This is a genomic window from Kribbella sp. NPDC031520, assembly GCF_055580825.1.
On record NZ_JBVIKS010000003.1, the window covers coordinates 622672 to 644281 of the forward strand.

At 69.2% G+C, this 21610-nt stretch carries 23 protein-coding genes and 1 riboswitch; of the genes, 12 read left to right on the forward strand and 11 right to left on the reverse strand.

From position 1 onward, the window contains the following. Positions 1-85: 85 nt before the first annotated feature. From ACZ5BU_RS18365 to ACZ5BU_RS18375, 3 genes are all read left to right on the forward strand, one after another. Positions 86-1351 (forward strand): extracellular solute-binding protein, encoded by a 1266-nt coding sequence (locus ACZ5BU_RS18365; protein ID WP_465700310.1) that lies wholly within the window; start codon positions 86-88, stop codon positions 1349-1351. 161 nt (positions 1352-1512) lie between these two features. Continuing rightward, complete coding sequence (locus ACZ5BU_RS18370) at positions 1513-2328, forward strand: carbohydrate ABC transporter permease (protein WP_465700312.1); 816 nt, start codon at positions 1513-1515, stop codon at positions 2326-2328. Next, complete coding sequence (locus ACZ5BU_RS18375) at positions 2329-3192, forward strand: carbohydrate ABC transporter permease (RefSeq protein ID WP_465700314.1); 864 nt, start codon at positions 2329-2331, stop codon at positions 3190-3192. Here the strand turns inward: ACZ5BU_RS18375 and ACZ5BU_RS18380 are convergent. Beyond that, complete coding sequence (locus ACZ5BU_RS18380; RefSeq protein WP_465700316.1) at positions 3175-4149, reverse strand: LLM class flavin-dependent oxidoreductase; 975 nt, start codon at positions 4147-4149, stop codon at positions 3175-3177. The two genes, ACZ5BU_RS18375 and ACZ5BU_RS18380, sit on opposite strands and share 18 nt — an antisense overlap. A 91-nt stretch (positions 4150-4240) precedes the next feature. Between ACZ5BU_RS18380 and ACZ5BU_RS18385 the strand changes: the two genes are divergently transcribed. The 3 genes from ACZ5BU_RS18385 to ACZ5BU_RS18395 all read left to right on the forward strand — a co-directional run bounded on the left by ACZ5BU_RS18385 (position 4241) and on the right by ACZ5BU_RS18395 (position 7737). Beyond that, entirely contained in the window at positions 4241-5359 is a 1119-nt protein-coding gene (locus ACZ5BU_RS18385; RefSeq protein ID WP_465700318.1) for a mandelate racemase/muconate lactonizing enzyme family protein, read from the forward strand. Positions 5360-5370: 11 nt separating this feature from the next. Continuing rightward, positions 5371-6324 carry a dihydrodipicolinate synthase family protein gene (locus ACZ5BU_RS18390; RefSeq protein WP_465700320.1) on the forward strand — a complete coding sequence of 318 codons (954 nt, stop codon included), beginning with the start codon at positions 5371-5373 and terminating at the stop codon, positions 6322-6324. 189 nt (positions 6325-6513) lie between these two features. Further along, positions 6514-7737: a hypothetical protein gene (locus tag ACZ5BU_RS18395; RefSeq protein ID WP_465700322.1), complete on the forward strand. Its 1224-nt coding sequence runs from the start codon at positions 6514-6516 to the stop codon at positions 7735-7737. Between the two features lie 25 nt (positions 7738-7762). On the opposite strand, the gene ACZ5BU_RS18400 is transcribed toward ACZ5BU_RS18395, so the two are convergent. From ACZ5BU_RS18400 to ACZ5BU_RS18430, 7 genes are all read right to left on the reverse strand, one after another. Next, a complete protein-coding gene (locus tag ACZ5BU_RS18400) occupies positions 7763-8098 on the reverse strand; it encodes a hypothetical protein (RefSeq protein WP_465700324.1) in 336 nt (111 codons plus the stop codon). A gap of 57 nt (positions 8099-8155) precedes the next feature. Continuing rightward, positions 8156-9154, reverse strand: a complete 999-nt coding sequence (locus tag ACZ5BU_RS18405; RefSeq protein WP_465700325.1) for a zinc-dependent alcohol dehydrogenase family protein — start codon at positions 9152-9154, stop codon at positions 8156-8158. Positions 9155-9167: 13 nt separating this feature from the next. Further along, positions 9168-9551: a VOC family protein gene (locus ACZ5BU_RS18410; protein WP_465700327.1), complete on the reverse strand. Its 384-nt coding sequence runs from the start codon at positions 9549-9551 to the stop codon at positions 9168-9170. Positions 9552-9605: 54 nt separating this feature from the next. Beyond that, complete coding sequence (locus ACZ5BU_RS18415) at positions 9606-9881, reverse strand: ubiquitin-like small modifier protein 1 (protein WP_465700328.1); 276 nt, start codon at positions 9879-9881, stop codon at positions 9606-9608. Beyond that, entirely contained in the window at positions 9878-11134 is a 1257-nt protein-coding gene (gene thrC / locus ACZ5BU_RS18420) for a threonine synthase (RefSeq protein ID WP_465700329.1), read from the reverse strand. Before thrC ends, ACZ5BU_RS18415 begins: the two co-directional genes overlap by 4 nt. 13 nt (positions 11135-11147) lie before the next feature. Beyond that, positions 11148-11287, reverse strand: a riboswitch (SAM riboswitch). A 65-nt stretch (positions 11288-11352) separates the two neighbouring features. Beyond that, the gene (locus tag ACZ5BU_RS18425; protein WP_465700331.1) at positions 11353-12297 is read right to left on the reverse strand and encodes a DNA-3-methyladenine glycosylase family protein; all 945 of its coding nucleotides are present in this window, start codon (positions 12295-12297) and stop codon (positions 11353-11355) included. A 29-nt stretch (positions 12298-12326) separates the two neighbouring features. Then, positions 12327-13490, reverse strand: coding sequence for a Fic family protein (locus ACZ5BU_RS18430; RefSeq protein WP_465700332.1), 1164 nt, complete (start codon positions 13488-13490; stop codon positions 12327-12329). Positions 13491-13659: 169 nt separating this feature from the next. On the opposite strand from ACZ5BU_RS18430, the gene ACZ5BU_RS18435 reads away from it, so the two are divergent. Continuing rightward, positions 13660-14061 carry a hypothetical protein gene (locus tag ACZ5BU_RS18435; protein ID WP_465700334.1) on the forward strand — a complete coding sequence of 134 codons (402 nt, stop codon included), beginning with the start codon at positions 13660-13662 and terminating at the stop codon, positions 14059-14061. Here ACZ5BU_RS18435 and otsB read toward each other — a convergent pair. The 3 genes from otsB to ACZ5BU_RS18450 form a co-directional block, all read right to left on the reverse strand. Then, positions 14027-14860: a trehalose-phosphatase gene (gene otsB, locus ACZ5BU_RS18440; protein ID WP_465700335.1), complete on the reverse strand. Its 834-nt coding sequence runs from the start codon at positions 14858-14860 to the stop codon at positions 14027-14029. The two genes, ACZ5BU_RS18435 and otsB, sit on opposite strands and share 35 nt — an antisense overlap. A gap of 7 nt (positions 14861-14867) precedes the next feature. Beyond that, complete coding sequence (locus ACZ5BU_RS18445; RefSeq protein WP_465700337.1) at positions 14868-15446, reverse strand: LytR C-terminal domain-containing protein; 579 nt, start codon at positions 15444-15446, stop codon at positions 14868-14870. 77 nt (positions 15447-15523) lie between these two features. Further along, on the reverse strand, positions 15524-15832 hold the full coding sequence (locus ACZ5BU_RS18450; RefSeq protein WP_465700338.1) for a DUF3263 domain-containing protein: 309 nt from the start codon (positions 15830-15832) through the stop codon (positions 15524-15526). Between the two features lie 148 nt (positions 15833-15980). On the opposite strand from ACZ5BU_RS18450, the gene ACZ5BU_RS18455 reads away from it, so the two are divergent. Genes ACZ5BU_RS18455 through ACZ5BU_RS18475 form a run of 5 tightly spaced genes read left to right on the forward strand, consistent with a single transcriptional unit; the run spans position 15981 to position 21537 of the window. Beyond that, complete coding sequence (locus ACZ5BU_RS18455; protein WP_465700340.1) at positions 15981-17384, forward strand: amidase; 1404 nt, start codon at positions 15981-15983, stop codon at positions 17382-17384. Then, a complete protein-coding gene (locus ACZ5BU_RS18460) occupies positions 17375-18376 on the forward strand; it encodes a Gfo/Idh/MocA family protein (protein ID WP_465700341.1) in 1002 nt (333 codons plus the stop codon). The genes ACZ5BU_RS18455 and ACZ5BU_RS18460 overlap by 10 nt, the downstream gene beginning before the upstream one ends. A gap of 8 nt (positions 18377-18384) precedes the next feature. Then, complete coding sequence (locus ACZ5BU_RS18465) at positions 18385-19791, forward strand: alpha,alpha-trehalose-phosphate synthase (UDP-forming) (protein ID WP_465700342.1); 1407 nt, start codon at positions 18385-18387, stop codon at positions 19789-19791. Further along, positions 19778-21205: an FGGY family carbohydrate kinase gene (locus tag ACZ5BU_RS18470; RefSeq protein WP_465700344.1), complete on the forward strand. Its 1428-nt coding sequence runs from the start codon at positions 19778-19780 to the stop codon at positions 21203-21205. Before ACZ5BU_RS18465 ends, ACZ5BU_RS18470 begins: the two co-directional genes overlap by 14 nt. Then, positions 21205-21537, forward strand: coding sequence for a hypothetical protein (locus tag ACZ5BU_RS18475; protein WP_465700345.1), 333 nt, complete (start codon positions 21205-21207; stop codon positions 21535-21537). Before ACZ5BU_RS18470 ends, ACZ5BU_RS18475 begins: the two co-directional genes overlap by 1 nt. The last annotated feature ends 73 nt before the right edge of the window (positions 21538-21610 follow it).

Sequence of the window (21610 nt, forward strand, 5' to 3'; positions counted from 1 at the left end):
CGAAATTCGCCCCGGTTACTTTCGGTCCTGACCGTTATTCGGTTCAACTCATTCCGGCCCTGACTTCCGGACACCTGGGGGTACGATGAAACTCACCGTCCGCCGCATCGCGGCACCACTCACGGCGCTCGTGCTCGCCGCAGCGCTCAGTTCCTGCGGCGGCAGTGACAGCGGCAACAGCGGGGGCAAGAAGAGCCTCACGCTCTGGATGTACCCGGTGATCGCCGACAAGGCGGCCAACGACACGTACTGGAAGAAGGTCGAGACCGACTTCGAGGCAGCCAACTCGAACATCGACCTGAAGATCGAGCAGCAGCCCTGGACCGACCGCGACCAGAAACTCGCGGCCGCGTTCTCCGGCAAGAAGGGCCCGGACGTGCTGCCGATGATCCCGGACCAGATCCCGCAGTACGTCGCGAACGGCAGCCTGCAGCCGGTCGACGACGTGGTCGGCCCGCTGAAGGACCAGTTCCTGCCGTCGGCCATCTCCGGCCTGACCGTGCAGGGCAAGATCTACGGCGCACCGATCTACCACACCGTCACCACGACGATGTACAACAAGACGGTGCTGGCCAAGGCCGGGATCGCCAAGCCGCCGGAGACCTGGGACGACGTCAAGGCCGCGGCACCGAAGCTGAAGGCCGCCGGGTTCCAGACGCTGGACTACTCGGCCTCGCCGGAGGCGACGCTGAACCTGAACTTCTACCCGCTGCTGTGGCAGGCCGGCGGGCAGGTGTTCGCCGACGACGGCAAGAGCGTCGCGTTCAACCAGGCCCCGGGCGTGAAGGCGCTGACGTTCCTGAAGACGCTCTGGGACGAGGACGCGATCCCGAAGACCGCGCTGACGGCGGGCAACGTGGCCGCCGACTCGCCGTTCGGCAAGGGCAAGGTCGCGATGTCGTTCAGCGCCGTGCTCGCCGACGCCACTACGGTCGCCAAGACCTGGGGCGCCTCGAACGTCGAGATCGGGATGCCGCTCAAGGACGAGAAGCAGGCGGCGCTGGGGCTGCCGGGTGGTCTGGTGGTGAACGCGGCGTCGGCGAACATCGACGGCGCGAAGAAGTTCCTGACCTTCATGTTGCAGCCGGCCCAGCTCGACGGGCTGGCCAAGGCGTCCGGGACCTACTCGCCGCGCGCCGACGCGAAGTCCGAGCTCGCGGACCCGAACGCCCCGAAGTTCGCCGCCGCCCTGCAGTACGCCGTACCGGGCGACCCGAACCCGGCCGCGCGGCAGATCATGTCGCTCCTCAGCACCGACATCCAGGCCGTGCTGACCGGTAAGAAGCAGCCGCAAGATGCCCTGAACGACGCCGCCAAGCAGGCCAACGACCTGCTCTCGAGGCAACGTTGACCGAGGCCAACCGGCCAACCCCGGCGGCGGGTCGGGCGGGACCCGCCGCCGGCCCGGCTCACCAGCCGGGTCGGCCCCGCCTCTTTTCCCGCGCCGCGTCGCCCGCAGGGCGGCGCGGCGCGCTCGAACGCCCATGGGTCGGCCTGCTCTTCGTCGCACCCATGCTGGTTCTGTTCTTGGCCTTCCGGTTTCTGCCGGTGATCGGCGCCCTCCTGCTCTCGTTGACCGACTACCGGATCAGCGGGAGGTGGGAGTTCATTGCCCTCGACAACTACAAGCGGCTGTTGTCGGACAGCATGTTCGGCGACGCGCTCGTGGTCACGCTGACGTACACGCTGATTTTCGTACCGCTGACAGTCCTACTCTCGCTCGGCACCGCCGTACTCCTGCACCGAGTGGTGTGGAACCGCGGGTTCTTCCGCGGCGTGTTCTTCCTGCCGTACGTCACCAGCATCGTGCTGGCCGCCGTGATCTGGAAATGGATCTACGACGTCCAGGACGGCCTGCTGAACTCGATCCTCGGCTGGTTCGGCGTCGGCCCGATCGACTTCCTCAGCCGTGCGAGCACCGTGCTGCCGTCGATCGCGGTGACCTCGGCCTGGAAGGGTTTCGGGTACTCGATGCTGATCCTGCTCGCGGGCCTCCAGGCGGTACCGAAGTCGTACCTCGAGGCCGCGATGATCGACGGCGCCGGCAGCTGGCAACGGTTCCGGTACATCACCTTGCCCCAGCTGCGGCCGGTGCTGTTCTTCGTACTGGTGATCGAGACCATCGGCGCCTTCCAGGTCTTCGACGCGATGTACGTGATGACGGGCGGCGGGCCGGTCCGGTCCAGCTACTCGCTCGTGTACTTCCTCTACGACAGCGGTTTCAAGTACTTCGACTTCGGCTACGCCAGCGCGATCGGTCTGGTGCTGTTCCTGATCGTGCTGATCGTCTCGCTCGTACAGCGCCGGCTCGTGGGGAGGGACGACTAGATGACCCAGGTACTCGAGGCCCGCCCGGTCGTCGAGGCACGGCCCGCTGGTCGCCGTACGACGGCCCGGCTCACCTTGCCGACTCTGCTGACGCTGACGGCGATCGTCACCATCGTCCCGTTCGCGGCGATGGTGCTGGTCGCGTTCGCCCCACCGAGCGGGCAGACGTTCCCCGGTGCGCTGAACCCCGCGCATTTCACGCTCGAGAACTTCCGGAATGTCCTGAGCAGCTCGGACATCCCGCGGTGGACGGTCAACTCGCTGCTCTACTCACTCGTGTCGGTGGTCTGCGTACTGCTGTTCGCGTCGATGGCAGGCTATGCCTTCGCGAAGAAGAGGTTCCCTGGCCGGGAGATCATGTTCTGGGCGTTTCTGGCGACGCTGATGGTCCCGTTCCAGGCGACGCTGATCCCGTCGTACATCCTGATCGCGAACCTGAACTGGGTGGACAGCTACTGGGGCCTGATCGTGCCTACGCTGGCCAACTCGCAGGCGGTCTTCCTGATGCGCCAGTTCATCAGGCAACTGCCCGACGAACTCTTCGAAGCCGCCGAGATCGACGGCGCCGGCGAGTGGCGCATCTTCACGATGATCGTCCTCCCGCTGATCCGCCCGGTCCTGGCGACGCTCGGCATCTTCGTCTTCCTCTGGCACTGGAACGACTTCCTCTGGCCGCTGATCATCGGCCAGTCCGGCAAGATGCAAACCCTCACCGTCGGCCTGGCCACCCTCCAAGGCCAAGCCGTCCCCATCAACCAGGTCATGGCCGGCGCCACCATCACCGTAGTCCCCAGCCTCCTGGTCTTCGGCCTCCTCCAGCGCTACCTGACCGACAGCATCACCATGTCAGGCCTGAAGGCGTAGCTCGCCGAACGCTTCGATCGCGCGGAGGGTGTCAGCTTGGGACATGCCGGGGGGTTGGATGCGGAGGATGATGCCGTCGGCACCCATTTGTTCGTAGTGGGCGAGCCGCTCGGCGCACTCGGACCTTGAGCCGATCAGGCTGCGGGCGGTGATGTCGTCCCAGCCCTGGGTGTAGCGGGACACGTCTGTCGACGTACGTTTCCAGCCGGTGTAGGCGTCGTACAGGTCGCAGAGGGGCTCCTCGAGGGCTGCGCGGGCCTGCTGGGACGTGTCGGCGCAGTAGCCTTCGCGGCACAGGATCACCTCGTGGCCCAGCGAGTCAGGGCCTTGGGGGTACGACCGGTACTCGGCGATCTTGTCCGGCAGGTCGGCGTCCAGTTCGTTGAAGGACGTCGTCCACCCGTCGCACATCCGCGCCGTCCGTTCCAGTACGGCGGACACCCGGCCGCCGTTCCAGATCCGCGGCCGCGGCGACTGCACCGGTCGCGGCGAGAGGTACGCCTCCTGGATCGACGTGAACTTTCCGTCGTACGTCACCTCGTCCGACGTCCACAACCGCGTGAGGATCTCCAGCCCCTCCTCGAACCGCGCGACGCGCTCCGACTGGGTCACGCCGTACAGCGCGAACTCCTCCGGCCGGTAGCCCAGTACGAACCCCGCCGTCAGCCGGCCCCCGGACAGTACGTCGATATGCGCCAGCGTCTCCGCCAGCACCACCGGGTCGTACAGCGGCGCCACGATGCCCGCCGTCGCGATCCCGATCCGCGAGGTGTGCGCGGCCAGCCAGGTCATCGACGTGAGGATCTCGTGGTACCCGGGCCGGTGCAGGTGCCGTTCGCCGAGCACCACCCACTCGAACCCGGCCTGCTCGGCCAGCTTCGCCTGTTCGACCGCGTCCGCGAGTTGCGGGCGCTCGTCCGGGGTGCCGTAGAGGTTCAGATACAGACCCAGCCGCATCGGGGGTGCCACCTTCCGTTGACAGAGAGCGCTCGGGGTATTTACGGTCTTGACCGTAAATGCTTTTCGCGCCGAATGCTAGGAGCCGGTCATGAGTCTTGCAGCAGTGCCGGCCGGATTGCCGGACGGGGGAGCAGCAGCGCCGATCAGCGCGATCAAGACCCGGGTCGTCAGCGCGCGGTACCGGCGGCCGTTCCGGATCAGCAGTGGGGTCAGCAACGAGCTGATCAGCCTGGTCGTCGAGGTGCACACCGCGGACGGCGCGGTCGGGATCGGCGAGACGTCCCCGATGACGGCGTACACGGGTGAGACGCTGGCCGGTGTCCAGGCCGCGATCGAGGAGTACCTCGCCCCGGCCCTGGTCGGCCGCGACCCGCTCGACCGGGCCGGCGCACATGTCGTGATGGACGGCGTACTGCGCGGCCAGCAGGTCGCCAAGGCAGGCCTCGACATCGCGCTGTTCGACCTCGCTGGGCGGATCAGCGGCTGGCCGGTGCACGCCCTGCTCGGCGGTAGCGTCCGCGAGCGGGTGCAGACCACGTGGGTCGTCGGCCTCGGCACGCTCGACGAGATGGCCGCCGAAGCCGCCGAGTACGCCGGCCGCGGATTCCGGCACCTGAAGGTCAAGGGCGGCCCGGACCCGGCGAAGGACCTCGAACTGATCCGCGCGGTCCGCGCCGCGATCCCCGCCGACGCCGAGCTGTGCCTGGACGCCAACGAGGGGTACGACGCCACGACCGCCCTTCCGTACCTCGCGAAGATGAGCGCCGCGGGCCTCAACCTGCTCGAGCAGCCGCTCCCCCGCTGGGACCTGGCCGGCCTGGTCCGGCTCCGCGACCGCCTCGACATCCGCGTGATGGTCGACGAGAGCATGCACTCGCTGCACGACGCGCTGGAGATCGCCCGCCGCGGCGCCGCCGACGTACTGAACATCAAGATCCTGAAGGTCGGCGGTCTGCACCGCGCGCTGCAGATCGCCGCCGTCGCGGAGGCCGCCGGGCTCGCGGTGAAGGTAGGCTCGATGCCGGAACTGGGCGTGGCCACGCTGGCCGCCGTCCACCTGGCCGCGGCCGTTCCGGGCGCGACCGTCGCGGCCGATCTGGTCGGCCCGCTGATGGTCGACGAGGACCCGCTGGCCCCGACCGTTTTCGCCGATTGCGACGGCTGGATCGACGTACCGAAGCGCCCCGGTCTCGGCCACGACATCTGAGAGGTCATGCGATGCATCCGCTGGTAGAACGGCTCCGCGGCACGCTGCTCCCCGCGGTCGTCACCCCGATGGACTCCGACGGCCTGATCGCGTACGACGCCTTGTCCGCGTACGCCGTGACGCTGACCCGGCACGCGATCGGCGGCGTCGCGGTGTGGGCGCACACCGGACGCGGGCTCTACCTGTCGCCGGGCGACCGCGCGAAAGTACTGGAGACGTGGCGCGCGTCGACCGACGTACCGATCGTGGCCGGTGTCGGCGTACCGAAGTCCGCGCAGGCGACGACGCTGGAGGAGGCGGCAGACGCGACGGTCGAGATGGCGCGGGCCGCCGCGGCGGGTGGGGCCGACGCGGCGATGGTGTATCCGCTGGCCGCGTTCAACGAGGTCGCGGACGGGCACGCGCAGGCGGTGGCGCTGCACGAGCGGGTGGCGGCGGAGAGCGGGCTGCCGCTGGTCGGCTTCCACCTGCACGGCGCGGCCGGCGGGTACCCGTACCCGCCTGAGCTGATCCGGGACCTGCTGTCGCTGGACGCGATGCTCGGTGTGAAGACCGCGACGCTGGACCGGGCGATCGGCTGCCAGGACGCGATCTGGGCCGGCCGCGGTACCGGGAAGCTGCTGATCACCGGCGAGGACCGGATGTACGGCCCGTCGTTCATGTGGGGCGCCGACACCGCACTCGTCGGGATCGCGTCGGCCCAGGTCGAGCTGTCGGCCGCCGTACTGCGGGCTTGGACGGCCGGCGACCACTCGGAGTTCCTGGCCGCGTCGGAGCGGCTGGACCGGTTCGCGGCGGCGACGTTCTACGCGCCGATCGAGGGCTACGTACAGCGGATGCTCTGGGCGGCCGAGTGGGAAGGGCTGGTACCGGCCGCGGCCGCGCACGATCCGTACGGCCCGGACCTCCCGCCCGGCGAGCGGGAGCTGGTCATCCGCTGCCTGGAGCAACTCCACGGGCAGTGAGGTGGCGCGCTCCCTCCCACGCTCCACCACACCTGCGCTCCCAGGACCACAGTTCAGCGGTGGCGGCAATTGTGGTCCTGACCGAAAGTAGGAGAGCAAGGCCGGGACGTCAAGATCTCGGGCCTACCCTGCGCTATTCTGCGTCATGACGGGACTTGAGGGCCGGACCAGAAGTCGTCGGAGGCTGCCGTGGGGATCTGCGTCGGGGTCGTCGGGCCTGAGGACCTGGTCCAGCGGGTGACCGCGGTCGGTGCCCCCAGCGGTACCACGCTCGCCGCGCTCCCCTACCGGCACGAGACCGAGGCCGTTGACCTGGTCCGGCAGGCCCACGGCGACGTAGACGCCTTCCTGTTCACCGGCGTCGTCCCGTACACGATCGCCACCGAGGCCGGCGCGATCGACCGGCCGGCGATGTACGTCTCGTACGACGGGGCGACGCTGCTGCGCGCACTGGTCGAACTGCTCCGGCTCGGGCACAACGTCACCCAGTTCTCGATCGACACGCTCCGGCGGTCCGAAGTACTCGAGACCCTGATCGAGGCGAAGCTGCCGACGGACCGGATCCACGTGCTGCCGTACCGGCCCGGGCTGACGTCGGACGACATCGTCGCGTTCCACCGGACCGCGCGCGCGAAGCACGACACGAAGGTCGCGATCAGCTGCCTCGGGTCCGCGTTCCACCTGATCGAGAACGAGATGCCCTCGGTCCGGCTCGCCCCGTCGCGGTACTCGATCCGCTCGACGCTGCAGGCGCTCGTACTGACGACCACCGGGCAGCACGTCGGCGACGCGCAGGTCGCGCTCGGCGTCATCGATCTGCCGGAGCCGGACGACGCGCTCGCGGCCGAGCTCATCACGCTAGGCGGCAGCCTGGCGGCGCTGCCCGACGGGCGGCATCTGGTCGTCACCACGCGCGGTTTGCTGGAGCAGGCGACGGAGCAGTTCTCGCGGATGCCGTTGCTGGATCACCTCGCGGCGCGGCACAGTACGGCGTACGTGGGGTTCGGCGTCGGACGTACGGCGGCCGAAGCAGAGGCTCTCGCCCGCCGGGCGGTGGGACGCGCCGCGTCGATCGGTACCGTCGCCGGGGTGGTGTCGATGTCCGACGACGTCGAGATCGTGATCGAGCCGAGCGGCGAGCAGCCGGTGAGCGTCCGCGGCCCTGAAAGCCTTCCTTTGCTGGCGCGCCGGGTCGGCCTGAACACGCAGACCCTCTCCCGGATCCGAGAACTCACCGCCACCCTCCCCGACGGCCTCACCACCCAGGACGTCGCCGACCACCTGGCCGTCCAACTCCGCACCGCCCGCCGCGTGCTGAAACGCCTGGAACGAGCCGGCCTGGCCGCCCCCACCGGCACCCAACAACACGGCCGCACCGGCCGCCCACCCACGGTCTACCTGATCAGGCTGTAGCTACGGGGTGAGGGTCTCCGCGCGGTCACCGGCGAGGGCCGGTCGTTGCGCATCTCGCCTCCAGGGTGCAGGAGGTCACTCGGCCCACTGATCGTCGTTGCGCGGGGAAGATCGCCTGCCCGGTGTGGCGGACCGAGATCGCGACTGTCAGGAAGCCGGCCCGGGCGAGTACGGGGTTCGCGAACGGCAGCAGTGCGGCTGAGCGATCGCCGGGTCCCCAGCCTGGGCAGCCGTCGATGCGTACGACGACGGGAAGCGGTGCGGCCGGCATCGGCGTGGGGCCGAGGACATCGAGGCAAAGGTCGATGCCGTTCGGGGTGGCGAAGCAGACGTCCCTCAGCTCGAATTGCGTCTCGGGCATCGGATCCTCCTCGGTCGGGATCCGAACGTCGCACCTACGGGCTGACATGGTCCAGAGCTACGGCGTGATGACTGTGACTCCTGCTCGAGTGCCGTTGGAGAGGGCTGCGAGAGCGGCTGGGGTTTGGTCGAGGGTGATGGTGCGGGTGATCAACTCGTGCGGGTTGAGGTTGCCGGTGGCAACTAGTTCGAGCATCTCCGGGTAGGCGTGGGCGGGCATGCCGTGACTGCCCAGCCACGACAGCTCCTGGCCGATCAACCGACCCATATCGAGGTTCACGCCGGACGGCAGCAGGCCGACCTGGACGTGGCGGCCGCGCGGCCGGAGCGCGCGCAACGCCTGCTGCACGATGTCGCTGGAGCCGAGCGCGTCGATGGTCACGTGAGCATCGCGCAACTCCAGAGCAGGAGCCTGAACTGTGTGGATCGCGCCGTAGGTCCGGGCCAGTGCGAGCGCTTCTGGGTTGGTGTCGATGGCTGTTACTTCGGCACCCAACGCTGAGGCGATCATCACCGCGGACAGGCCGACGCCGCCGCAGCCGAAGATGGCTACTCGTTCTCCGGGCTGTACTTGGGCTACTTGGTGGACGGCGCGGAAGGACGTGGCGAAACGGCAGCCCAGGCCCGCGGCGGTCGCGAAGTCCATCTCGTCGGGGAGTCGGACCAGGTTCACCTCGGCGTACGGTACGGCGACGTACTCGGCGAAGGAGCCCCAGTAGTTGAAGCCGGGCTGGAGCTGGTTCGGGCAGACCTGCTGGTTGCCCTCCAGGCACTGCTCGCACTTGCCGCACGCACAGATGAACGGCGTCGTCACCCGATCGCCGACCGCCCAACCGGACACCCCGGCGCCGACCGCGGCGATCGTCCCCGCCAGCTCATGCCCAGGCACATGCGGCAACACGATGTCCGAGTCGTGCCCCATCCACCCGTGCCAGTCACTCCGGCACAACCCGGTCGCCTCGACCTTCAGTACGACCGCCCCGGCCGCCACCACAGGCTCCGCCACCTCACGAACCTCAGGCAGTACGCCGTACTCCTCGATCACCACAGCACGCATGCGTAGAACTTAATCAGCCCACGCAGAACTCGTTGCCCTCGGGATCGAGCATGATGACGTTCGCGAGTACTCCGGGAGCCCAGAACTCCTCGCGGACCTGAACGGCTCCCAGGGTCACGAGCTCAGCCGCCTTGGTACGCATGCGTTCGATCGCGGCGGCATCGTGCTGATCCGAACCGGCGACGCGGATGTCGATGTGGAACCGGTTCTTCGAGGTCTTGGGTTCGGGGACGCGGAGGAACCCGATCGCAGGCCCGACGTCCTCGGGATCCACGATCGATGCCCCGTCCGGATAGTCGTACCCGGGTTCCAGGATGTAGCCGAGCGCGGCAGCCCAGAACTCTGCCAGGCGCTGCGGGTCGGCGGCGTCTCCGCCGAGGGTCCATTTCGTCGCCATAGCGGTGACGATAGCCCCGGTTCCGGACGGAGTACGCCCGGAACCGGGGGAGAATCAGCCGCCGGCGACTGCGGGGATGATGGAGACCTGGCCGCCGTCCTTGATCGCGGTCTGGAGGCCGTCGGCGAAGCGGACGTCGTCGTCGTCGACGTACACGTTCACGAACCGGCGCAGCTCGCCCGAGTCGTCCAGTACGCGACCCTTGATGCCCGGGTACGACGCGTCCAGCGAGTCGAGTACCTCGGTCAGCGTCGCGCCCTCGGCGGACACCTCGGACACCCCCTGGGTGTAGGGCCGCAGGATGGTCGGGACCCGAACGCTCACACTCACTGCAGGCCTGCCTTCACGAAGGCGTCGTACGACGCGGGGATGGTCACCTTGGGGCCGACCCGGTCGGCCACGGCGTCGAGCGTCTTCAGCCCGTCGCCGGAGTTGATGATCACGGTCTCGGCGTCGGGATCGAGCTGCCCGGTCGCGATCAGCTTCTTCAGCGTCGCGACGGTCACCCCGCCGGCGGTCTCGGCGAAGATGCCCTCGGTCCGCGCCAGCAACTGGATGCCCTCGACGACCTCTTCGTCGGAGACGTCCTCGATGGCGCCGTTGGTACGGCGGGCCACGTCCAGCACGTACGGCCCGTCGGCCGGGTTGCCGATCGCGAGCGACTTCGCGATGGTGTCCGGCTTCACCGGCTTCACCACGTCGTGCCCGTCCCGGAACGCCTGCGCCACCGGGGAGCAGCCGGTCGCCTGCGCGCCGTACACCTTGTAATCGGTGGCGTCGACGAGCCCGAGCTTGCCGAGCTCGGTGAAGCCCTTGTCGATCTTGGTCAGCTGCGACCCGGACGCGACCGGTACGACGATCTGCTCCGGCAGCCGCCACCCGAGCTGCTCGGCGATCTCGAACGCGAGCGTCTTGGAGCCCTCGGAGTAGTACGGCCGGACGTTGACGTTGACGAACGCCCAGCCCTCCTCCTCACCGGCGATCTCGGACGCGAGCTTGTTCACGTCGTCGTAGTTGCCCTCGACGGCGACCAGGGTGCCGCCGTACACGGCGGTGGTGATCACCTTCGGGCGCTCGAGGTCGTACGGGATGAACACGACCGAGCGGATACCGGCGCGAGCGGCGGCTGCGGCGACCGCGTTGGCCAGGTTACCGGTGGAGGGGCAGGCGAAGACCTTCATGCCGAGCTCGCGGGTCGCGCTCAAAGCTGAAGCGACCACCCGGTCCTTGAACGAGTGCGTCGGGTTGCCGGAGTCGTCCTTCACCCACAGCTTGCGCAGGCCGAGCTCGCGGGCCAGGTTCTGTGCGTCGACGAGCCGGGTGTAGCCGGGCTCGGTGTTCGGGAAGCTCGCCACGTCGACGGGGACGGGCAGCAGCGGCTGGTACCGCCAGATGTTCTTCGGGCCGGCCTCGATCTGTTCGCGGGTGATCGTCGGGTAGTCGTACCCGACCTCCAGCGGACCGAAGCACTCCATACAGGCGTAGAACGGACCCAGCGGCGACTTCGCACCACAGGCGCGGCAGCTGAGGTGCGTACCGTTGCCGAAGGCACCTTCACGGATGGTGTGGGCGCTCTGGCTCATGAGTGAGGTTCCCTCCTCATCTTCCCCGGTCGCCGGATCTCGGCGCGGGACGGATTTGGCACCGGTCCCTCGCTGTCGGCCCGGACGGGCCTACGGCGGGGAGGGTTGCCGGGACGTCAACGGGCCGTTTCCCTCAATCCCTCTGGATGAGCTCCCCCGAGATTACCCAATCGGGTCCATATTGTGTCCCGTGATCCCACCATCCGAGACGCGCGATCTCAGAGCCGGTGGGTGGCTCCCGGGGTGTGGGTCGGCAGCGATTTGCGCGGGCCGAAGCGGGGGTGGCCGATGCCGGCGAGTTCGATCAGGCGCTGGACGCGGAAACGGTGGCCGCGGTACGGCTCGATCAGCTCGGCGGTGCCGTCGTCGTCCAGCTCCTCGCCGATCAGCGCGTACGACACGTTCCGTGACACGTGGTAGTCCGCGAACGAGAACGCGTCCGCGTCACCGTGCGCCCGCTGACGTACTTCGGCCGCCGTCCACACGCCCACACCGGGCAGCGACCGCAGCCGCCGCTCGATCTCCGCACCGTCGGTCAGCTCGAGCGTCCGCTCCAACGCGCGCGCCCGGGACGCCGCCGTCAGCACCACCCGCGACCGCCGGTTCTCGACTCCCGCCCGCAGGAACTGCCACGACGGGATCAGCCGCCACTCCTCCGGCGACGGCGGCACCATCATCACCCGGTCGCCCTGCCGGCCAGGCCCCGGCGCGGGTTCGCCGTACTCACGCAGCAGCAACCGCCACGCGCGGAACGCCTCCTTACCGGTCACCACCTGCTCGATCCCCGCGGCCGCCATCGCCTCGAACACAGCCCGCGACCGCGGCACCCGGAGATGCGGGAAGCGCCGCGCCGCGTCCACCAGTACCCGATGCTCCGGCAGCGGCTCGAACCCGTCCCAGCTGTCCCGCTCCCCGAGCAGCTCCGGTACGCCGTCCAGCGCCCACTCGGCCCCCGGCCCCCACGCCTCCGCCTCGACGGCCCCGGCGTACGGCGTCAACCGCAACAGCACCGGCCCGTCCGGCGTCCGGGTCGCCCGCCACACGGTCCGCCGCCCCGCGTCGAACACGTACGCCGGATCCCCGGGCCCCTTCCGCAACCCACCGATCACCGAATGCGGATCCACCACCCGCCCAGCCCGCCAGACCCGCACCACCGAACTCACCCGCCAAGTCTTACTCACCCGACCGACAACTACCGCGCCGGTCTCGGCGCCGACGCCAAACGCTCGCGCATCCAGGGGTAGGGATCGACGATCGCGTCGCGGCTCGAGAGCACCGTCTGTACGACGTCCGCCAGCGCCTGGCCCATCACGTAATGCCGGCCCTTGGTCTCACCGACCGGACGCAACAGCCCGAGCTCGGTCAGGCGCGCCAGATCACGGGTGGCGGTCCGCTCCTCGATCCCCGCACGCCGTACGTAGGTTGCCCGACGCATCCGGAATCCCAGCGAGGCGTCGAAGAGCTCATCGGCGACGCGCTCGGCCAAACCGTGCTGCTCGATCAGCTCGTCGAACGCCTGCCAGAGCTTGCCGGCTTCGCGATACCGCCGCCGAACCGTCTGCGCCTGGATGTGATGCGCCCGGAGGTTGAACTTAACCCACAGGTCGGCCGATCGCTCCGGGCGCCAGGCGCCGGCACCGGTGGCCGCGAGCACGGCGTAGTACTCCTCGGTGTTGCTGCCCAGCCACTCCTCGATGCTGGAGAACGCCGGCTCTCCGATCCCACCTCGGGACAGGACAAGCGTCTGCAACGCTCGCGCCATCCGGCCGTTCCCGTCGCGGAACGGGTGGATCATCACCAGGTTCAAGTGCGCCATCGCGGCCTGCACCAACGAGTCCGCGGTACCCCCGGCCATCAGGTCGTCGGTCAGCTCGGACACCAGGCCGGGCACGTCCTCCGCGGGCGGCCCTTCATAGACGTTCTCGCCGCTGGCCTCGTCGTGCACGTACACGACGCCCTGCCGGTAGCTGCCCGGGCTCTTGGACAGGTCGTGGCTGAGCATCATGAAATGCATGCCCCGAACGGCTGACACGTCCAGCCGGAAGTCCGGATCCTTAGCCATCGCAAGGACGTAGCCGAGGGCCTGACGGTAGCCGCGGATCTCGGCGAACGTACGGTCGTCGGCGCTCAACGCTTCTTCGTCGTCGAGAGCGGCGGCAGCGTCGTCGAGCTTGACGTCGTATCCCTCGATGCTGTTCGAGCCCTGAATCGCCCGGGCCAGCATGCTCCGCCGAAGCCCACCGACCCAGCGCCGTGGCACTCGGAGCACGTCGGCCAGCTCGGAGCGGTAGGCGTGGATCTGCTCGAGGACCTGCTGATCCTCGAGGTCCGGCTCCGGCGTGCGGAAGATGGTCATCAGGCTCCGATGTCTCAATGTCTCAATGTCTTAATTCTTAGGACATGGTATCCGATGTGTCCTAAGAATTGCGACATCGAGACATCAGCTCGATACTGACCCCATGACTGGCTGGCAGTGGGTGAAGTTGGTGGGGAACTTTCTCAATCTGTCTACGCTAGCGGGGGCGTTGGTCGGGGCGCTGGGGCGGGTTGAGTTCAGCCGGGGGCCGCGGGGGTTGTTCTTCGCGAACGGGTACAAGCTCGGGTTTCCGGTCGCGGGGGCGTTCACGATCGGGAACGTGATCCTGAGCAAGAACGGGCGGGAGTACTTCGACGACGAGAAGCTGGTGCGGCACGAGGAGCGGCATTCGTGGCAGTACTTCTGCCTGATCGGGTTGCCGATGCTGCCGCTGTACGTCGTCGGCGTACTGATCTCGTTCCTGCTGACCGGGGACCCGGCGTCGCGGAACCCGTTCGAGCGGCTCGCGAACCTGAAGGACGGCGGGTACGTCGAGCACCCGATCCAGCCGATCGGGAAGACCGTGACGCAGGCGTTCAGCGTGCTGCGATCGCGTCCGAAAGGGCCGTGAGGACGGTCACCACGCCGCTCGGGTCGTCGACCACGATGTCGGCGGCGTCGATCAGCTCGGTCGCGTTCGAGGACCGGGTCGCGAGCAGTACGGCCGGACGCCCGGCGGCGCGCTCCGCCTCGATCGCGCGGAACGCGGCCAGGTCGCCCAGGTCGTCACCGGCGTACAGGATCGAGCGGGCGCCGGTCGACGCGAGCAGGCCGCGGATCGCGACGCCCTTGTCGATCCCGGGCGGCCGCAGTTCCAGTACGAGGTTGCCGGGCTCCAGCCGCAGCTCGGTCTCCGCGGCCAGTGCGGTCAACGGGCCGCGCAACAGCTCGAACGCCCCGGCCGGGTCGTCCAGCCGCCGCGTATGCACGGCCAGCGAGCTCTCCTTGTCCTCGACGAACGCATCCGGTAGGCCGGCCTCGCGGAGCAGACCCGGCAACCGGTCCCGGGCCGTCGCGACCCCGGGCGGCACCGGTTCGCTGGTCACCTTGCCGGTGGCCGCGTCCCACCGCTCCAGGCCGTAGTGCCCGAGTACGACGAGACGCCCGAGGCCGGGGTGGCCGCTGACGCCGGTCAGCTCGGTGGCGACCAGTGCGGGCCGGCCGGTGACGATCGCGACCTGGTTCACGGACCTCGCCAGCCGGGCCAGCGCGTCCAGCGCACCGTCGACCGGGCGGGACCGGGCCGGGTCCTCGACCAGCGGGGACAGTACGCCGTCGAAGTCCGACGAGATCACCGCCGAGGCCGGGTCGGAGACGATCGCCTCCCAACCCTGGTGGCCGGCGTCGGTACGGATGACCGGAGCATTCATCCGGCCGTCATCCCACGTAGTCCGAGGTCAGGATCACGGTCAGGCGATCCTTCTTCATGTTGTCCAGCGCGCCCTTGGTCCGGCCGACACCGAGGTCGTGGGCGAGCTGGTTGGCGGCGTCGAGCATGCCCGACGGGTAGTACACGGTGCTCTCGGCGACCTTGCCGTGCCAGTTGTCCGGCGAGCCGGCCACGATCCAGCCGGCCTGCCGGGCGCGGATCGCGACCGCGTCGGCGAGGCCCTTGCGCGCGGTGTTGTTGTACACCTCGATCGCGGGCCGCTCCTCGGCCGGGACGGTCACTGCGTGCGTCGGCTGCGTCGTGGCCGCCGGCGGCTGGGTGGGCTGTGCGGACTGGGTCGGCTGGGTTGTCGACGGTGCCGTCGTGGGCTGGGTCGCAGGCTGGGTCGGCGGTTTCTCGGACGGCCGCGGAATGCTGGCCACCGCCGTCGACGGTCCGCCCGAGGACTTACCGGACGCGGCCGGCTTCTCGTCGGCCTTGCTGTCGTGCGCGCGGGTGCCGAACAGCACGAGCAGCCCGGCCACGATCGCCACGACCGCGCCCACGGCGACCAGGGACGACAGCACCTGCCCTCGCTCGCCCCGTTGCCGAGGCACACGTGGACGTGGGGCAGTAAGGCACGCCCTGAGGCGGCGGAACATGGTCAGACCTCGATGCCCAGGCGGCGTGCGGAGCGGGCGCGCTGGCGGGCGGCGCGGAGGCGGCGCAGGCGCTTGACCAGCAGCGGGTCGTGCGCGAGGGCCTCGGGCCGGTCGATGAGCGCGTTCAGGATCTGGTAGTACCGGGTCGCGGACATCTGGAACTGGTCGCGGATCGCCTGTTCCTTGGCGCCGGCGTACTTCCACCAGTGCCGCTCGAAGGCGAGGATCTGCCCGTCGCGTTCGGAGAGCCCCGCGACAACGGGCGGCGCAGCTTCGGCGGGGCCGGGAGAGCTGGCGTTGGCGCTGTCCATCTGCTGCTGACTCCTGTGCGGTCGGTGATCGTCCGTCCGCCTGCCACTGTACGTGTTGAACAACAGCAATGTCATTCACCGCCACCCGACACGAAGCGTGTCGCTGACTCGGCAGCCGGACCTCCCCAACTCTGGCAGGATCTTTGGGGTGAGCTCAACCGACTCCAGCGTGGCGGTGGTGGCGGAGCTGCAGGGGCGGATCGGGGATGTCGACCGGTCGGTGAACGCCGTCTGCACGCCGAACCCCGCCGCACTCACCGACGCCGCCCGTCTCGACACGGAGCGTGCGGAAGGGCAGGTCCGTGGCCCGCTGCACGGCGTACCGGTGCTGGTCAAGGACAATATCGACACGGCCGACCTGCCGACCACGGCCGGTTCGCTGGCGCTCGCCGACCAGCCGCCGCCCCCACGGGACGCTCCGCTGGTACGTCGTCTGCGCGAGGCGGGCTGCGTCGTCCTCGGGAAGACCAACCTGAGCGAGTGGGCGAACTTCCGCGGCTCGTCGTCCTCCTCCGGCTGGAGCGCGTACGGCGGCCTCACCCGGAACCCGTACGCGCTGAACCGCTCGCCCGGCGGCTCCTCGTCCGGCTCGGGCGCAGCCGTCGCCGCCGGCCTGTCCGACTACGCGATCGGTACCGAGACCAACGGCTCGATCGTCTGCCCCGCCGCGCTCAACGGCGTGGTCGGTCTGAAGCCCACGGTCGGCCTCGTTCCGCAGCAGGGCATCGTTCCGATCTCGCACTCGCAGGACACCGCCGGGCCGATGACCAAGACGGTCGAGCAGACCGCTGCCCTGCTGTCGGTCCTCACGGGCAACCAGACCGACTACACGGACGCCTGCCGTGGCACGGACCTCAGCAACGTACGCATCGGCGTACCGCGAGGTCCTCTGTGGGGCTACTCGAACGGGCTCGACCAGGTCACCGAGAGGGCGCTGGAGCTGCTCAGCCAGTGCGGGGCCACGTTGGTGGACCACCTCTCGCTGCCGACACCAGGTGGTGACGAGGACCAGCTACAGGTGCTCTCACACGAGCTGAAGGTCGACCTGGCCGCCTACCTCGCTACCCGGGCTCCTGGCGGTCCACGCACGCTGGACGACCTCATCGCGTTCAACAAGGAGCATGCAGACCAGGAGCTGCAGTGGTTCGGGCAGGAACTGTTCGAGCGTGCTGCAGAGACGGACGGCCTCGACTCCCCCGCGTACGTCGCCGCACGCCTCACCGCACTCCGCGCCGGCCGGGACGGGATCGACAACCTGCTCCGCGACAACCAGCTCGACGCGCTGGTCTGCCCGTCGTACTCGCCGGCCTGGGCGATCGACCTGGTGAACGGCGACCACGTGCTGGGCAGCTCCTCCTCACACGCGGCCCTGGCCGGATACCCGCTGCTCTCGGTGCCGTCAGGAATGGTCTCCGGGCTGCCGGTCGGGCTCACGATCAGCGGTACGGCGCGAAGTGAGGTCACGCTCATTCGCTTGGCTCACGCCTTCGAAACCGCGAGAATCGCTGCCGACGGCCCGTTCCCGACCCCGGAGTTCAGACAGTGGGTATAGATCTCGTCCGGTGGGGAATCGTTGCGACCGGCAACATCTCGACGCAGTTCACGCAGGACCTGGGGCTGCTCGCGGAGGACGCCGTCGCCACCGCGGTCGCGTCCCGCTCGCAGGACAGCGCCGACCGGTTCGCCGCCGAGTTCGGGATCCCGCACGCGTACGACGACTACCGCCGGCTGATCGACTCCGGCACGGTCGACGCGATCTACATCGGTACGCCGCACCCGCAGCACTACGCGATCGCCCGGTCCGCTCTGCAGGCCGGTATCGCCGTACTGTGCGAGAAGCCGGTCACGCTCACCGCCAAGCAGGCCCGTGACCTGATCGCGGTCGCCACCGAACACAAGACGCTGTTCGCCGAGGCGATGTGGATGCGTACGAACCCGGTGATTCAAGCCCTGTTCAAGGATCTGCACAGTGGCGCGATCGGCGAGCCGCAGCAGGTGGTTGCGGACTTCGCGTTCCACAAACCTTCATTGCCGGTTCGCCTGCTCGACCCGGCGCTGGGTGGAGGCTCGCTGATGGACGGCGGCATCTACCCGATGACCCTGGCCTACATGGCGTTGGGCCGCCCGGCGGAGGTGAAGGCAGTCGGTTCGCTGAACGACGACGGCGTCGACCTGAACGTAGCGATGGCCTGGCGGTACGACTCCGGCGCGGTCGCCGCGCTGACCTGCGGCCTGCGCTCGCAGAACCCGTGGGTCGCGTCGATCAGCGGCCCGGACGGCAGCCTGCAGCTCCCGCACCGGTTCCACCACCCCGAGTACTACGTGCGTACGACCGCCTCCGGAGCGGAGCGTGTCGACGTACCCGCGCATGGCCGTGGGTACCACTATGAAGCAGCAGAGGTAATGCGTGCATTGCGCCAGGGACTGATCGAGGTTCCGGCTCTTCCCCACGCCGGCACGCTCGAGATTCTCGAACTGCTCGACGAGACCCGGAGCCAGATCGGGGTTCGCTACCCCGGTGACGACGACGACCTGAGTGGATGACGCTGATCATGTCTGGACTGCCGAACGGTAGGAGTTCCTTCGTAGTGGTGGCCAACCGGCTGCCGGTCGACCGGATCGAGATGCCCGACGGCAGCACGGCCTGGCGGCGCAGCCCGGGCGGCCTCGTGACCGCGCTGGCACCGGTGATGCAGGGCCACCACGGCGCCTGGATCGGCTGGACCGGCAGCCCCGACGAGAAACTGGATCCCTTCGACGACAACGGCATGCACCTGGTGCCGGTGATGCTCAGCGCCGAGGACGTCCAGCTGTACTACGAGGGTTTCTCCAACGCCACGCTCTGGCCGCTGTACCACGACGTGATCGTCGCGCCCGAGTTCCACCGCGAGTGGTGGGAGTCGTACGTCGCGGTGAACCGCCGGTTCGCCGAGGCCGCCGCGGAAGCCGCCGCCGACAACGCCGACGTCTGGGTGCACGACTACCAGCTGCAGCTGGTCCCGGCGATGCTGCGCCGGATGCGCCCCGACGTCCGGATCGGGTTCTTCCTGCACATCCCGTTCCCGCCGACCGAGCTGTTCGCGCAGATGCCGTGGCGGCGGCAGATCCTGGACGGGCTGATGGGCGCCGACCTGGTCGGGTTCCAGCGGCCCGGTGCCGCGTCGAACTTCGCCCGGCTGGCCCGCAACCGGATGGGTCTGCGGACCCGCGGCGACCGGATCCATCTGCCGGACGACCGGATCGTCCGGGCCAAGGCGTTCCCGATCTCGATCGACGTGAACGAGCTGGAGAACCTGGCCCGGCAGCCGGAGACCACCGCCCGGGCGGCCGAGATGCGCGAGGAGGTCGGCAACCCGACACACATCCTGCTCGGTGTGGACCGGCTCGACTACACCAAGGGCATCCGGCAGCGGCTGCGGGCGTTCGGCGAACTGCTCGACGAGAAGCGGATCTCGGTCGACGACGCAGTGTTCATCCAGGTCGCGACGCCGTCCCGCGAGCGGGTCGAGCAGTACCGGGTGCTGCGGGACGAGATCGAGCTGCTGGTCGGCCGGATCAACGGCGAGCACGGCCGGATCGGTACGCCCGCGATCAACTACCTGCACACGTCGTACTCCCGGACCGAGATGGCGGCGTTGTTCCGGGCCGCGGACGTTGCGGTCGTGACCCCGTTGCGGGACGGTATGAACCTGGTGGCGAAGGAGTACGTGTCGACGCGGTACGACGACACCGGGGCGCTCGTACTGAGTGAGTTCGCCGGAGCGGCGGACGAGTTCCGGCAGGCGTTCCTGGTGAACCCGCACGACATCAACGGGATGAAGGACACGATTGTCGACGCGATGAACACCGACGAACGGCAGCTCGGCCGGCGGATGAAGGCGATGCGCAAGCACCTCGCGGCGCACGACGTGAACGTCTGGGCCCAGAACTTCCTCAAGGCCCTGCATGACGAAGACTGACGGACGGGTCCTCGCTCTCGATCTGGGTACGTCGTCCGCGCGCGCCCTTGTTCTGCACGAGGAGGACGCGTCGCCGATCCCGGGCGCGCTGGCCCGGCACAAGATCTCCCCGGCGTACGGGCACGACGGCTCCGCGACGCTCGACCTGCACGAGTACGTCGAGGGCCTGCTCGGGTGCCTCGACGAGCTCGAGCAGAACGGGCATCTGGAGGGCATCGGCTCGATCGTGCTGTCCTCGCAGTGGCACTCGATCGTTGCCCTGGACAACAAGGGCGCGGCACGGACGCCGGTGATCACCTGGGCGGACACGCGTTCGGTGGACCTCGATCTCGGTACATCGTTCGACGAGCAGGCGTTCCATGCCCGGACCGGGACGTGGTTGCACCGGCTGTACTGGACGCGCCGGATCCCGTGGCTGCTCGCGTCGGACTCGCCTGCGGCGTTCGCGGGTCTGCCCGATCTCGTCCTGGAGCGGCTGACCGGCGAGAGGGTGACGTCCGTGTCGATCGCGTCCGGGACCGGGACGCTCGACCTCGCGACCGGTACGTACGACGGCGAGGCGCTGGCGATCGCGGGCGTGACCGCGGACCGGCTGCCGCCGATCGTGCCGACCGGGTGGACCGGGAGGTTGTCCAAGGAGTACGAACGCCGCTGGCCCGGGCTGGTCGGCGTACCCGTGCATCCCCCGACCGGTGACGGCGCCGCGTCGAACGTCGGCACCGGCGGGTACGACGCGGGCACGGCAGCGGTGACGGTCGGTACGTCGGCCGCCGTACGGGTCGTGCACCCGATCGAGAACGCGCCGGAGCTGCCGTGGGAGCTGTGGCGGTACCGGGTCGACGACAAGCGCGCGGTGACCGGGGTGGCGTTCTCCGCCGCCGGGAACCTGCACGCCTGGCTGACCGGCGTACTGCGGCTGGAGTCCGACGAACCGGTCGGCGTCGAGATCGGCGGGACGCATGCGATCGCGATCCCGTTCATGGCCGGTACCCGGCCGCCTGCGAACGTGCCGGGCGGTTCCGGGGTGTACTTCGGGCTCTCGTTCGACGACAGCCCCGCCGATCTGCTCGCGGCCGCGCTGCAGGGCGCGTCGCTGGAGATCGACCGTGGCCTACGCCAGCTCGACGCGCTCTTCGACCGGCAGCTGGACGTAGTGCTGGGCGGCGGCGGGATCGACGCGTCGGAGTGGTGGCGGCGCTGCCTCACCGCGACGTTCGCCCGCCCGACCACGGTCTGCGCGGAGGCGGAGGTAGGTGCCCGGGGCGCCGCGGCCGTAGCACTCGGCCTGTCCCCGTCGCCGGGCGGTGAGCACCTGACACCGGATGATGAAGAGGTCGACAGGGTCGCAACCATGCGCCCGCGGTACGAGGCGCTCCGCGACCTCGCCGTACAAGCCTCCGAGGACCCAGCCTGATGCCGTACAACGCCGACATCGAATCGATGCTCGACGCCGATCCCGTCGCCGTGGCCGCAACAGCCTTCGGTCCCGTGTTCGCCGGAGTCGAGCTCGGGAAAGAGACCGCCTCGGGACGTGTCCGCAAACACCTGCGAGCCACCTACGGATCGGCCCGGTGGAGCGACCCCGACGGGCACGTGTACGACGCTGTCGCGCTTCAGACGATCCTGCTCTGGCAACGGGCCGCCGTGGCCGGCCGGGCCTACAGCGGTCAGCTGGTACTGCTCCCGCGCGGCGTCCGCCTGCTGGCAGCCGCCGATCCGATCACCGCCTTGGCCGAGCTGCTCTGATACCGCGATCGCGGTACGGCGGGGATACGGCCGGAGGACGACGCGGTCCGCTGGACGAACACGTACTGTGAAG

Bases quoted from the DNA above. Each gene is read 5' to 3' on its own strand.
- ACZ5BU_RS18370 (WP_465700312.1), top strand. From the start codon at position 1,513: ATGCTGGTTCTGTTCTTGGCCTTCCGGTTTCTGCCGGTGATCGGCGCC.
- ACZ5BU_RS18390 (WP_465700320.1), top strand. From the start codon at position 5,371: ATGCATCCGCTGGTAGAACGGCTCCGCGGCACGCTGCTCCCCGCGGTC.
- ACZ5BU_RS18410 (WP_465700327.1), bottom strand. From the start codon at position 9,551: ATGGCGACGAAATGGACCCTCGGCGGAGACGCCGCCGACCCGCAGCGC.
- ACZ5BU_RS18405 (WP_465700325.1), bottom strand. From the start codon at position 9,154: ATGCGTGCTGTGGTGATCGAGGAGTACGGCGTACTGCCTGAGGTTCGT.
- ACZ5BU_RS18470 (WP_465700344.1), top strand. From the start codon at position 19,778: ATGACGAAGACTGACGGACGGGTCCTCGCTCTCGATCTGGGTACGTCG.
- ACZ5BU_RS18465 (WP_465700342.1), top strand. From the start codon at position 18,385: ATGTCTGGACTGCCGAACGGTAGGAGTTCCTTCGTAGTGGTGGCCAAC.
- ACZ5BU_RS18375 (WP_465700314.1), top strand. From the start codon at position 2,329: ATGACCCAGGTACTCGAGGCCCGCCCGGTCGTCGAGGCACGGCCCGCT.
- otsB (WP_465700335.1), bottom strand. From the start codon at position 14,860: ATGAATGCTCCGGTCATCCGTACCGACGCCGGCCACCAGGGTTGGGAG.
- ACZ5BU_RS18430 (WP_465700332.1), bottom strand. From the start codon at position 13,490: ATGACCATCTTCCGCACGCCGGAGCCGGACCTCGAGGATCAGCAGGTC.
- ACZ5BU_RS18365 (WP_465700310.1), top strand. From the start codon at position 86: ATGAAACTCACCGTCCGCCGCATCGCGGCACCACTCACGGCGCTCGTG.
- ACZ5BU_RS18475 (WP_465700345.1), top strand. From the start codon at position 21,205: ATGCCGTACAACGCCGACATCGAATCGATGCTCGACGCCGATCCCGTC.
- ACZ5BU_RS18400 (WP_465700324.1), bottom strand. From the start codon at position 8,098: ATGCCCGAGACGCAATTCGAGCTGAGGGACGTCTGCTTCGCCACCCCG.
- thrC (WP_465700329.1), bottom strand. From the start codon at position 11,134: ATGAGCCAGAGCGCCCACACCATCCGTGAAGGTGCCTTCGGCAACGGT.
- ACZ5BU_RS18380 (WP_465700316.1), bottom strand. From the start codon at position 4,149: ATGCGGCTGGGTCTGTATCTGAACCTCTACGGCACCCCGGACGAGCGC.
- ACZ5BU_RS18450 (WP_465700338.1), bottom strand. From the start codon at position 15,832: ATGGACAGCGCCAACGCCAGCTCTCCCGGCCCCGCCGAAGCTGCGCCG.
- ACZ5BU_RS18385 (WP_465700318.1), top strand. From the start codon at position 4,241: ATGAGTCTTGCAGCAGTGCCGGCCGGATTGCCGGACGGGGGAGCAGCA.